This is a genomic window from Sphingomonas ginsenosidivorax, assembly GCF_007995065.1.
Lineage (GTDB): Bacteria > Pseudomonadota > Alphaproteobacteria > Sphingomonadales > Sphingomonadaceae > Sphingomonas > Sphingomonas ginsenosidivorax.
Genome location: NZ_VOQR01000001.1, coordinates 2,309,435 through 2,321,751 on the forward strand (window position 1 = coordinate 2,309,435; position 12,317 = coordinate 2,321,751).

The following is a 12,317-nucleotide window of genomic DNA, read 5'->3' on the forward strand; positions in this document are numbered from 1 at the left end:
ACGTGCCCCGAAGGATTCTGCATGCCCGTCAACCTGCCGACGACCCTGCTCCGAAGCTTCGTGGCGATCGTGGATTCGGGATCGATGCTCAGCGCGTCCGAACAGGTCTTCGTCACCCAGTCCGCGCTCAGCCTGCAGATCAAGCGGCTCGAAGAACTCCTGCAACAGTCGCTGTTCGTCCGCGAGGGTCGCCGGCTGACCCTCACGCCGGCCGGCGACATGATGCTCGATTACGCGCGGCGCGTCCTCGACCTGCACGATGAGGCGATCGCAGCGATCAGCTCCGGGCGGTTCGCCGGCCCCGCGCGCGTCGGCATGGTGCAGGACTTCGCCGAGACGCTGTTGACGGGGCTACTCGCGCGCTTTGCCGAACTCCACCCGGATGCGCAGATCTACGCTCGCGTCGCCGGCACCGCGGAACTGCAGGGTCTGCTGGAGCGGCGCCAGCTCGACATCATCCTGGGGTTCTCCGCGAGCGCCGACCCCAGCGCGATCACGACCGCGCCGATGAGCTGGTATGGCGACGCGAGCCTCGCGCGGCGCAGCGTCGTTCCGCTCGCCGTGCTCGAGACCCCATGCCGGTTCCGCGAGGCGGCGATCCGCGCGCTGGATGAGGCCGGGCGGCCGTATCGCATCACCGTCGAGACGCCCAACCTCACCACCCTGCGCTCGGCGGTGTCGGCGGGGCTCGGCCTCACCTGCCGGACGCATCTGTTCCTGCGCGACGTCGCGGCGCTCGACGCGCATCTGCTGCCACCGCTGCCGCGGGTCGCCTCGATTCTGCAGACCGCCGACACGCTCGACGCCCCCACCCGGCGGCTCGCCGACCTCGCGCGCGAAACCATCCAAGCGCTCGATTGATCGTCCCCAGCTTAGAACGTGATCCCGGCGCGGACATAATAGGATCCGCCGCTCAGTCCGAACGGCGCGAAATTGCCATAGGCGCCGGAGCCGTCGGTCGCGATCAGGCCGCGGCGATCGGGATAGGCGTCGAACAGGTTGCTCGCACCGGCCGCGAGCGTGAGATGCTCGCTCAAGTCATAGCCGATATCGAGATCGGCCACCCACTTGCCCCCGAACGTCCGGTCGCCCGTCGCGACGTTGCTGGATTCGGTGTATTTTCCGTAGCGCGTGGCGCGGGCGAGCGCGTGGACGCGGCCCAGCGACCAAGCGTTGGTCAGGATCACCTTCGAATGCGGCAGCGCGACGACCAGGTCGCGCTGCGCCTGGCGGCCGAACAGCGTCACGTTGAGCGTACTGAGCTGCGACGGATTGGCCGCGATGCCCAGGATCCGAGTCTTGTTGTAGCTATACGCCGCGCTCAACCGGAAGGTACCGAGCGCGCTGCTCTTCAGCGTATAGTCGGCGACGGCGTCGATCCCGCGGGTGCGCGTGTCGATCGCGTTGGTGAAGAACTGAGCGCTGTCGACGCCGGTGACGCCGTTCGCGAGCAGGATGGTGCGGATCGCGCTGCCGCCGTTCGCCGCGGTGCCGAGGAACTCGGTCTTGACGATGCGGTCGTCGACGCGGATCTGATAGGCATCGAGCGTGAGATGCAGCGAGCCGGCTTCATAGGTGATGCCGGCGGTGTAGTTGAGCGACTTTTCGGGCGTGAGCGGCTTCGCACCGAGCGCGATCGCCGCGGCGCTGTCGACCGGCAGGAACTTCGAGATCGTCGAGACCGGTGCGCTGCCGATCACTGTCGTGGTGTTCTGCGTCGTTGAGAAGCCGGTCTGCGCCAGCGAAGGTGCGCGGAAGCCGGTGTTGACGCCGCCGCGGATCGCGAGGCCGCGGGCGATCTCGTAGCGGCTGGTGACCTTCCAGCTTGCGGTGTCCCCCGCACTGTCGCTGTAATGCTCGAACCGTCCGGCCGCACCGATAAACCACGCGTCGGTCGGGTTGGTCGACAGGTCGATATAGCCGGCCACGTTGCTGCGGTTGAGCGAGGTCGCATCGGCGGGTGAGGTCCCGGTGAACGACACCAGTCCCGGCGACGGGAACAGCCCGCCGTACAGCTGGCCGAACGGGGTCGAGTCCTTCGGAATCTGATAGCCCCCGTTGCGATAGCTGTCGGGTTCGCCCGCCTGGCTCTGGAACCGCTCCCAGCGATGTTCCGCACCGAGCGAGACGGTCAGTGGCTTGGCGAGGCCGATATCATAGTCGCGGGTGACATCGACGGTGTTCGCCCACAGGTCCTGGTTCTGCGTGCCAAGGTAAAAATCATGCTTGCTGGTCGGCCCGATCGACGGGTTCAGCGTGTTCTCCGCACCGAGCCAGACATGGTCGCGGCCATAGCTGGAACTCAAATCCCACGCCCAGCCGGAAAGGTCGCCGCGCAGGCCGACCGTGGCCTGGAAATCGGTCTCCTTGATCCGGCGATAGGCCTGGAAGCCGGTCGGGTAGATCTGTGGCAACACCGCGAAAGCGCTGGTGTTGGTCTGGCCGCCATAGCCGGTGTTCGACGGGATATAGGCGCCGCGCGCGTCCTTGATGTCGCGGTGACTGAGCGTGCCGAAGCTGTAGGCCGTCACCGCGCCGACCGGCAGCTCGGCGTTGAGCGAGCCGACCGCCACCGCGTCGCGGTTCGATCGGCCATAGCCGCCAGCATAGACATGGTTCAGCTCCGCCTCGCGCGGATCGGGCTGGCCGTTCACCAGCGGCAGGATGCGCGGAACCGCTTCGGCCGAGGGGTCGGCACGATCGTGGAACTTGGCTTCGACGGACAGGCGCACGAAGCCGCCCTGGTCGCCGATCCGCGTACCATAACCGAGGTTCGCCTGCGCCAGCGGCGCGCCCTTCGAATAGAGCTGGCTGCCGGTCAGCGACAACGCGCCGCCCTGCTTGGTGTCGTCGAGTATGATGTTGATCACGCCCGAGATCGCGTCCGATCCATATTGTGCGGCGGCACCGTCGCGCATCACCTCGATATGGGCGACTGCGTTGGTCGGGATCAGGTCGATATCGACCGGCGTCGATCCCCCCGACACCCGCGACAGGTTGTTGATCAGCGCGGTGGTGTGGCGGCGCTTGCCGTTGACGAGGACGAGCAGATAGTCGCCCGACAGGCCACGGATCGCGATCGGCTTGACGCTGGCCGAGGTACCGCCGCCGCCCAGCGCAGGCATCGTCAGCGAGGGGACGAGCGCGCCGAGTATTTCTTTCAGGCCGGTGCGCCCCGTCGCCTGCAGTTCCTGCCTGCCGATGACGTCGATCGGCACCGGGCTGTTCGCGACGGTGCGGGGCTGCGTACCGCGCACCCCGGTGACGATGATGTCGTCGCCTTCCGCGAGCGCCGCGGCGCCGGGATTCGCGGCTGTGGGGATCGGCGGCGCGCGATCGACGGCGGCGAGTTGCACTGGTAGCTGCTGCGCGCTGGCCGTGGTGGCGAGGGCGGCGAAGGCAACGCCGGAGAGCAGGCGGAAAGTCGTCATGGAAAGTCCCTGAGCTGGACATGCGCCGTCGATCGCCCCGAAGGGACGTGGCGGCTGTCACGGGATGGTATGGGTAAAGCGGCGCGAAACCGCGGCGGGTCAGGCCCGCATTCGGCAATCAGTCGCCATGCGGTGGCCCGGGATCGAGCTGCAGATACGCGCCGTCGAGCGGCCGGTTGCCGGCGAGCACGCCGCTGTTGCGAAACTGTGCGACGACCTCGCGTTCCTCGGCGCGCAGCGCGGCATCGATCGGCACCCGCACGGATGGCTGGTGCAGGACGTGCGACAGCGCGATCGCGAGCGGCAACCCGGTGTCCTTGGCCAGCGCCTTGGCAAACGCCTGCGGATGCGTCTTCGCCCAGACCTGCGCGCGCGCTTCGCGTTGCAGATAGTCGGCCAGGACCGTGCGCTTGGCGGTAGCTGCGTCCGCATTGGCCGCATCGAAGCCATAGCCGGTCAGATAATCGCGACCGTCGGCGATCGACCGCGCGCCCTCTGCAAACGCGGTGGCGGTATAGGGCGACCAGATCGACCAGGCATCGATCGATCCCGAATCGAACGCCGCCTTGGCGTCCCCCGGCGACAGGAACAGCAGCTTCACGTCGGCGACCTTCAGCCCCTTCGCCTCCAGCGCGCGCAGCACGAGATAGTGGCCGATGGAGCCGCGCGTGGTCGCGATCGACCTGCCGCGCAGTTCCTGCACCGTGCGGATCCCGGACTTCGCCGGCACCAGCAGCGCGAGCCCGCCGGTGGGGCGCACCCGCGCGGCCTGCGCTCCGACAGCCTTGATCGAGCTACCCGACTGATAGGCGAACTGGAACGGCGCATCGCCAACCACGCCGACATCGACCGCCCCGGCACCGATTGCTTCGAGCAAGGTCTGCGCGGCCGGGAATTCGGACCATTCGATGCGGTAGGGCGCGCCGTCGAGCGCACCCGATGCCAGCATCAGGGCCTTGGTCCCGCCGCGCTGGCTGCCGACATGGAGCACGTCGCCCTGCGCCACCGTCCGGTTGAGCCAGACCCAGAGTCCCGCCACGAGCAGCAGCACGACCACAGCCAGCGGCCACCAACGCCGCCGGGGCTCGGCTGGCGGCGGCACGACGGGTGCCTCCCCGCCGGTCTCTGCCCAGTAATCGGCCATCAGCCCGCCGCCCGCAACGGTTCGGCATCCCGGGCCGCGACCAGCGCATGGACGTGCGGCAACAGGTCGCGGCCATAGTCGATCGCGTCCTGCAGCGGCTCGAACCCGCGAATCAGGAAATGGTCGATGCCGAGGTCGTAGTAATCGAGCATCGCGTCGGCGACCTGTTCGGGGGTGCCGACCAGCCCGGTCGAGTTGCCCGCCGCACCACCGAGCGCAGCGACGCCGGTCCAAAGCCGCTTGTCGATGCGATAACCCTGGTTCGCCGCGTCTAGCAGCCGCTGTGATCCGGCATTGACCGGCGCGTGGCCGGTCAGCGGTGCGCCCGCCGCGCTGCGCAGGTCGCGGACGCGCTCGACGATCTGATCCGCCTTCTTCCACGCCGCTTCCTCGGTATCGGCGATCACCGGGCGCAGCGACAGCGAGAAGCCGGGCCGCCGGCCATATTTCGCCGCCGCGGTGCGGATTGTCGAGACCGCCTCGCGCACCTGCGCCTGGGTTTCGCCCCACAGCGCATAGACATCGGCGTGGCGCCCGGCGACGTCGATCGCGGCCGGCGACGATCCACCGAAGAACACCGGGAGGTTGGTCGGCTTGATCTGGCTGAACGCCTGGCGGACATTGTAGAACCGGCCGTCATGGTCGAACGGCGTCGTTGACGACCATTCGGCCTTCAGGATCCCGAGATACTCGTCGGTGCGGGCATAGCGCTCGTCCTTGGTCGAGCGATCGCCGTCGCGCGCCATTTCGCTGTCCGCGCCGCCGGTGATGATGTGGACCGCGATGCGCCCGCCCGACAACTGGTCGAGCGTCGCCAGCTGCCGCGCGGCGAGCGTCGGCTGGGTAAAGCCGGGGCGATGCGCGATCAGGAAGCCGAGCGTGGTCGTTCGGGCAGCGGCGTGCGCAGCTACGATCTGGCTCTCGGGGCTGTCCGATCCGAACGGGATCAGGACACGATCGAAGCCGCCCTTCTCCTGCGCGATCGCCGCAGCCTCGACATAGTCGCGGTCGAGCGCGCGCGACTTCGAACTGTCGTGGATCTCGGAGCGGTCGTTGAAGCCGATATAGCCGATGAACTTGACGGGCATGAACTGTCTCCTCGGGTGGAATTCAAAGGACGCGGAAGCCGTGCGTGCCGTCGCGCGCGAGCTGGTCGACCAGACCGTATTCCCAGTCGAGATAGGCCTGCATCGCCGCCGCGGCGTTGTCGGTGCCCTCGTACGGCCGCTTGTAGCGATGCGCCGGATCGAGCGGCGGGACGGTCGGTCCTGCGCCGGTCTCGAGTATGCTGTCGAAACCGCCGTCGAGCACGAACACCGCCCAGCCCATCTGCGCGAGCCACGACCCGGTCATGTCGGCACGCGCACCGATATCGTCGGCGAGCACGATGCGCGCACCTCGGACGGGGGCCGCCATGTCGGTTTCCTGGACCAGCTGCCCACCCGGATAGGAGCGGAAGCCGGGGATATGCCTCGCGGCATACTCCTGCGGCCGCCGCACATCGAAGCGGTAGAGCGTGCGCGTCGTGTCGGCGACCAGCGCGGCGAGATCGTCCGGCGTGATCCGCCTGACTCCGGCGCGGTAGGCGACCGCGCGGGCCTTCGCTCGCGCTTCGGTGTCGTTCGCGACATCGGGCGCGACCTTAGCGCTGCCATGCGCGAGCGTCTGCCCGGCGAGCGTCCAGCCAATCGTGCCGTTACGCAGCGCGACGACCTTGTTCGGAACACCGGCATTGATCAGCGACTGCGTGCCGATGATCGACCGCGTGCGGCCGGCACAATTGACGATAATCGTCGTGTCCGGATCGGGCGCGACGTCGCGCGCGCGCAGCACCAGCTCGGCGCCGGGCACGCTGGTGCCGCCGGGCAGGCTCATGGTCGCGTATTCCTCGAACCGGCGGGCGTCGAGGATCGCGATATCCGCCTTTTCCTCGATCAGCGCAGCGACGTCCTCGGCGGCCAGCGACGGCGTATGCCGCTGCGCCTCGACCAGCTCGCCGAACGCCTTCGAGTAGGAATTGACGTCCTCGAACAGCTCGTAGCCGGCATCCGCCCACCCCCTCAGCCCGCCGTCGAGCAACGAGACCCGGGTGTAGCCGATCGCCGCGAGCGCGGCCGCGGCAGGTGCGGCAAGACCCTCGCCATCGTCGTAGAGGACCACCGCCACATCGTTGCGCGGCAACCGGACCTCCGCCTCGACCGCGATCCGGTCATGCGCCAGGTTGGACGCGAACAGCGGATGACCGGTCGCGAAGTCCGCTTCGTGGCGGACATCGAGCAGCGCGATCTCGTCCCCCAGCAGCAGCGCGCGGCGGATGGCTTGCGGTGTCGTCATTGGGTCGCTCCCGATCGGTCCCAGAGGTTCGGCAGCGTCGCGTTGGCATAGCCCGACACGAAGCGTTTCGCGGTGCCGTCGACGCCGTAGGTCGCGCGCTCGACCGCGCCGATATTGGCGCCGTAGACATGGATGCTGATCGACACCGCGTCCGCGTGCGCATTGGCGACGCGGTGAATGTCGCCGATGCTGGGCGAGACCGCCTCGACCTTGCCCGCCGACAACAGCTCGGGTGGCCCGGCGCTGCGGACCGCGCCGCCAGCGTCGTGCGCGAACGGTTCGGACGTCTCGGCGCCGCGCAGCACGCCGACCAGACCCCAGACGCGGTGATCGTGGATCGGCGTCGCCTGGCCCGGACCCCACACGAAGCTCACCACCGAGAAGCGCTCGCGGCTGTCGCAGTGGAGCAGGTACTGGCGGTACCGGGTCGGATCGGGCGCGGCATAGGCATCGGGCAGCCAGTCGTCGTGCGCCACCAGTCTTTCCAGCAGCGCGCCGCCTTCTTCCAGGATCAGCCGCTCATCGGTCACGCGCGCGAGCAGGCTGCTGAAACCCGTGACGAAGTCGCGCAACCGTGCCGTATTGGCGGGCGCGCTCACCGTGCGGCCCCGAAATCGATGCTGTCGGCATAGGCGCCCTCGACCGCCTCGACCCCCAGCGCCGCGAGCAGCCTGCGGCGCAGCGGGCGGATCACTTGCGTACGCTCGCCGCGTTCGGCGGTGATGACCTCCTCGGCGACGATGCGGCCATGATCGAGCACCAGCACGCGGTCGGCGAGCGCCATCGCCTCGTCGACATCGTGCGTGACGAGCAGGACGGCAGGGCCATGCGCGCGCCACAACGCCATCACCAGCCCATGCATCCGCATCCGCGTCAGCGCGTCCAGCGCCGCGAACGGCTCGTCGAGCAGCAGCAATTTCGGCGCACGCACCAGCGCACGCGCCAGCGCGACCCGCTGCGCCTCGCCACCCGACAGCGTCAGCGGCCACGCGTCCAGCCGGTGGCCGAGCCCGACCTCGTGCAGCGCCGCTTCGGCGCGGGCGCGGACGTCGGGGCCGCGCAGGCCCAGCCCCACATTGGCCCACACCCGCTTCCACGGCAGCAGCCGCGCGTCCTGGAACACCACCGCGCGGGCATTGGGGATCGTCACGTCCTGGTCGCCTGCATCGTCGAGCCCTGCCAGCGTGCGCAGCAGCGTCGTCTTGCCCGAACCAGAGCGCCCGAGCAGCGCAACGAACTCGCCGTCGTCGATCTCCAGATCGAGGTTCTCGATGACGCTGGTCTGGCCAAACCGGCGATCGAACCCGTGCAGCCGGACTACCGGCGCTGTACGGACCCGGGACACTGGCACTGGCACCGGCACCTCCCCCGCGCGATACTTCGAAATCACCTGGAATGTCATGATCAGCCCTCCACCAGTTTGGGACGCCAGGCGAGCGCGCGGGTCTCGATGAAGCGCACGGTCTGGTCGGCGGCGAGGCCGAGCCCGGCATAGACCAGCAGGCACACGACGATGATGTCGGTGCGCATGAAATCGCGGGCGTTGTTGATCAGGAAGCCGAGCCCGGCCGAGGCGTTGATCTGTTCGGCCACCACCAGGATCAGCACCGCGACCGAGAAGGCGTAGCGCAGGCCGACCAGCAGCTGCGGCAGTGCGCTCGGCAGGACGATCTCGGTGACGATCTGCAGCCGGCTCAGCCCGAAGCTGCGCCCGGCGTCGATCAGGCGGACATCGACCGCGCGGATGCCGTTGTAGAGGTTGAGGTAGACGGGAAACAGCGTCGCGAACGCTATCAGCGCGATCTTTGGGGTCTCGCCGATCCCGAACCAGACGATGAACAGCGGCGACAGCGCCAGCGCGGGCAGCGTCCGCAGCATTTGTACCGGCGAATCGACCGCCGCCTCACCCTCGCGCGTCAGCCCGGCGATCAGCGCGAGCGCCACGCCCAGGCTGACGCCGATCGCCAGCCCGCAGGCGGCGCGACCGAGCGACACGAGCAGATTGCCCGCCAGCTCGCCCGATACGAGCATGCTCCAGAGGGTTCCGATCACCAGCGACGGCGCGGCCAGCGTGCGGTCCGGGATCAGCCCGCTGCGCGACGCCGCCTCCCATATCAGGATCAATATGACCGGCGACACCCAGCGCGCACGCTTCAATCGCTTAAGCCAGCTTGGAAACTGCGTCGATGCCATGAGCGCCCTTCCTGCGACCCGCCGTTCGGATCGCCATCAGTTGCCCGGTTAATCCCTACCTTTTCAATAGAGGTTTGTTGCCCGCCTATGAGAGACTCTCATAGGTCGCTCATAGGCACTATTATGTAGCTGGTTTCTTTCGGTTTTAATTGACTGATAGAAAGTCTATAGGGCTGAAAAGTGTATAGTATGCGCCTTTACGAGGCGATGAACGAAAGGCGGCTTGCGTCCGGAGAGTAGCAACTCAATGGGGTCGTTCGACCGCGTTGCCGATGGTCCGCTTCGCACAAACTGATCGGCAGGTATCGTCAGCACCGGACGTTCACTAGAGCGAAACTGGACGACCGGCTCTGGTCGATTACCGCCGCAGGCATAACCCAAAGCCGACACTCACCGGACCTTCCGAGAGTGCCACCGTCAGACATCTGTCCATCTCAACGGTCTGCAGCGCCGCCGCCCAAACGGGCTGCAAACGACTGAAAGTAGCTGTGCCGGTCGGCCACGATGTGCAAGCCGACCGGCAAAGCAGGCTCATCCTGATATCAGGACATCTTCGAGCAGCGACCGCCGGTCCGCAGCGAAGTTCGTCGTGTGCGACTTGAGCATCGGCAGCCATTCCGATGCGACGGTGGCCCGCAACGCCGCCACTTCGCTCGCCAAAACGGCCAGCGCGGCGAACTTGCTCGGTTCGTCGAGCACGTGCCGGATGCCATCAGGTGTCATCAAGCCGGCGGCGTGCATTGGATCCGCGACTACCCATTCGAGCCACTGGTCGGTGCCGAGCAGGACCGACAGCTCGTGGCCCGTCCGATACCGCAGCATGGCGGCATCGCAGTTCCACATCACGCCGGCCATGTCATAGCTGGAGAGCCCGATTTCGCAGGTGCTGTCGGCCTTCAGGTTCTTCAGCAGGCGATCGACATCTTCAGGCCGCCGAAGGTGGGACGGTCCCCCACGTCGAGCCGGTCGATGTGCAGGAACGACAGGTTCATGAGCGTCTTCGGCACCGAACGGTCAAGGATGCAGACGCCACGGTCGCGTTGGCACAGCGTGGACTGGTATGTGACGTTTTCCGACCAGTGCGCCGGCACGAGGTCAATGTCGCGTGCCAGCGAGCCCTCGCTCAGCCCGATGGACTTGGGCTTCGAGGTATCGACGGTCGCTGCGTAGTAACGGCGTTCGAGAATGCCTTCGCACTCCTCGCGCAGCTCGCCCACGTCAACGACGACCGAGCCGTACCAGGGGGTGTATTGCCCAGCCAAAGCAGGTGCGCCACCGGGATCGTACCTATACACGCCTCCGAGCACGAGGAGGTCGACGTCGCTTGCACCGCGGATGAGCGTGGCACGGCCGAGCGGAGAGCCCTTCTGAGGCTTCGAGAGGATCGGATGCGGAATTGAGTGCGAAGCGCGCGGGTAGCGATTGTCAGTACCGACCGATCCGCTATCAACGGGAGGCGGGTGCCGTGAAATAGGGCCATGTCCTTGGTGTCGGGGGATGCTCGATCGAGTGTCGACGTGGGCTTGGCGCAACTAGCGGACCTTGCACAGAGGTTCCAACACCCGCTCCCTCCCTTCTCGAGCTGGGGCACTGGCCGTCCTCTCCGACACTTGCTCTCCGCGGCATCCTGAGTCACCTTCGCAGACCTACCGGCGCCGGCCGGCGGGAGGGTGTGGAAACCCTTGTGCATGGGAACTAGCGTGGCCTCCGGCCATGCGCTGAAGTCACGCGCGTTGCGCGGCCGATCTCTCACAGCGATTTCCACACCCTGGAACAGGGAGGGTCTGTGGCCGCGAGATTTACTGAGAAGGTCGCCATCGCGATCGAGGGGGACGAGCGGAGGGCGCTCGAACTGGATTTCGCAGTTATATTCGGTGACGGATTCCTCCGGTGAGGAACCTCGCATCGCTAGAAGGCTCCGGGCACGTCGGAACGCCGAAAATCCCCCGGTCCTTCCGGCCTTGGCTCGCCGCCGAGATGCCTCTGCGTGCGGTTCGCCGATCAGCTGATGCGCATATCAAGGTGTACGCCGGTGCGCTCATCGACAAGCAGGGTGCCGATCACCAAGTCGACGTAGAGCAATTCCTCCGCCGTGCTGTCGACGCCGGTGACGACTGCGTCAGCCGGCACGAAGGAATGTTCCATCAGATCGCCGAACCTACGGCCGACCCACGCGGCCAATACGGTCTCGGGAACATCCTTCGCGCGAGCGATGAGCCTGTTCGTCGAGAATCGCCAATCTTCCGCGAAGCAGCCCACGTAGCCTTTGATGACGCCGTCTTCCCAGAAAAGTTCGGCATTCAGATCGAGCCCCTTGTCCCCACCGAAATCAAATTCCAGTGAGCGCGCGTTACGGAGGCGTGCGATGGCGTCGCTGCGCTCCATGCCCGACCCATCCAGAATTCGAAGCGCGGCCTCGTCGATCCAACCAATCGCGCGTGAAGCCATTGCTGCGATCTTTAGCCCCTGCCTGATGACATGGGTCGCTACGAGCGATTCGAGGCATTTCCGAAGGCCATCATAGTCATGGTGATGAACGCGCTCGATTCCGCTCATGAGATCGTGGCCTAGCGTTTCGACGTCGACGACGAACCGGCCGTCCGCGACCGTTAACCCGAGCGCGACGAAGCGCATTGGACAAAGTCCCGTCGTCGCCGGCGCGAGGATGCCGTCGATCATGCCGCGCATCCGTTTCATGGCGCCTCCCAAACCGCGGAGGCCCATAAACATCCGTGCTTCTTCGAGTATCCTTTCCGCAACCTCATCGACGTCTAGATCATGACTGTCGCGTACCGGCACGTCGGATCGAAATTCGCAGCCGCCAAAACCGAATATGGGTTTCGCGCGGATCTGGGTAAAATACTTGAAGTCGTCATCGTCCCGCACGGGCGCAATCGAGAATTCTGACAAACGCTTGATCCCGGTACGCGAGGCATTCGCACCATTAACGACGGCATTCAGCTGGTCTGCCCTTTTGACGGAATCGATGTGAGCCTTTCGAAAATGCGGTGCCTTCGATGGGGCGGTAATGTCATTCTGCATAAACATTCTTTTTCTCCTCAACCGGATCGCTCCGGTCTTCGATCTCAATGTCGCCGAGGTAGCGCGTGGAAGCGCAACGCGGCGCGTAGTCGTCGAAGAGGATGGTGGAAGTGCGGTGCAAATGTTGTCGCGCACCCGCCACCTTACGCGACGATGCGCTTCGCTGGTGTCAC

Annotated in this window: 11 protein-coding genes; 1 reads left to right on the top strand and 10 read right to left on the bottom strand. The window is 66.5% G+C overall.

Going from position 1 to position 12,317, the window contains the following annotated elements; all coding sequences use genetic code 11:
• Positions 1-21 precede the first annotated feature (21 nt).
• Positions 22-861, top strand: coding sequence for a LysR substrate-binding domain-containing protein (locus FSB78_RS10405; protein ID WP_147082458.1), 840 nt, complete (start codon positions 22-24; stop codon positions 859-861).
• Positions 862-872: 11 nt separating this feature from the next.
• On the opposite strand, the gene FSB78_RS10410 is transcribed toward FSB78_RS10405, so the two are convergent.
• From FSB78_RS10410 to FSB78_RS10455, 10 genes are all read right to left on the bottom strand, one after another.
• A complete protein-coding gene (locus FSB78_RS10410) occupies positions 873-3,431 on the bottom strand; it encodes a TonB-dependent receptor plug domain-containing protein (RefSeq protein WP_147082460.1) in 2,559 nt (852 codons plus the stop codon).
• A gap of 118 nt (positions 3,432-3,549) precedes the next feature.
• On the bottom strand, positions 3,550-4,575 hold the full coding sequence (locus FSB78_RS10415) for an ABC transporter substrate-binding protein (RefSeq protein WP_147082462.1): 1,026 nt from the start codon (positions 4,573-4,575) through the stop codon (positions 3,550-3,552).
• Complete coding sequence (locus tag FSB78_RS10420) at positions 4,575-5,663, bottom strand: LLM class flavin-dependent oxidoreductase (protein WP_147082464.1); 1,089 nt, start codon at positions 5,661-5,663, stop codon at positions 4,575-4,577. The genes FSB78_RS10415 and FSB78_RS10420 overlap by 1 nt, the downstream gene beginning before the upstream one ends.
• 22 nt (positions 5,664-5,685) lie before the next feature.
• Positions 5,686-6,909 (bottom strand): rhodanese-like domain-containing protein, encoded by a 1,224-nt coding sequence (locus tag FSB78_RS10425; RefSeq protein WP_147082466.1) that lies wholly within the window; start codon positions 6,907-6,909, stop codon positions 5,686-5,688.
• A complete protein-coding gene (locus tag FSB78_RS10430) occupies positions 6,906-7,508 on the bottom strand; it encodes a cysteine dioxygenase family protein (RefSeq protein ID WP_147082468.1) in 603 nt (200 codons plus the stop codon). The genes FSB78_RS10425 and FSB78_RS10430 overlap by 4 nt, the downstream gene beginning before the upstream one ends.
• Positions 7,505-8,311, bottom strand: a complete 807-nt coding sequence (locus tag FSB78_RS10435; RefSeq protein ID WP_147082470.1) for an ABC transporter ATP-binding protein — start codon at positions 8,309-8,311, stop codon at positions 7,505-7,507. The genes FSB78_RS10430 and FSB78_RS10435 overlap by 4 nt, the downstream gene beginning before the upstream one ends.
• Positions 8,312-8,313: 2 nt before the next feature.
• Positions 8,314-9,102: an ABC transporter permease gene (locus tag FSB78_RS10440; RefSeq protein ID WP_147082472.1), complete on the bottom strand. Its 789-nt coding sequence runs from the start codon at positions 9,100-9,102 to the stop codon at positions 8,314-8,316.
• 531 nt (positions 9,103-9,633) lie between these two features.
• Complete coding sequence (locus FSB78_RS10445) at positions 9,634-9,957, bottom strand: hypothetical protein (RefSeq protein WP_147082474.1); 324 nt, start codon at positions 9,955-9,957, stop codon at positions 9,634-9,636.
• A gap of 50 nt (positions 9,958-10,007) precedes the next feature.
• Positions 10,008-10,319 carry a hypothetical protein gene (locus FSB78_RS10450; RefSeq protein ID WP_147082476.1) on the bottom strand — a complete coding sequence of 104 codons (312 nt, stop codon included), beginning with the start codon at positions 10,317-10,319 and terminating at the stop codon, positions 10,008-10,010.
• Positions 10,320-11,103: 784 nt separating this feature from the next.
• The gene (locus FSB78_RS10455; RefSeq protein WP_147082478.1) at positions 11,104-12,150 is read right to left on the bottom strand and encodes a hypothetical protein; all 1,047 of its coding nucleotides are present in this window, start codon (positions 12,148-12,150) and stop codon (positions 11,104-11,106) included.
• Positions 12,151-12,317 lie beyond the last annotated feature (167 nt).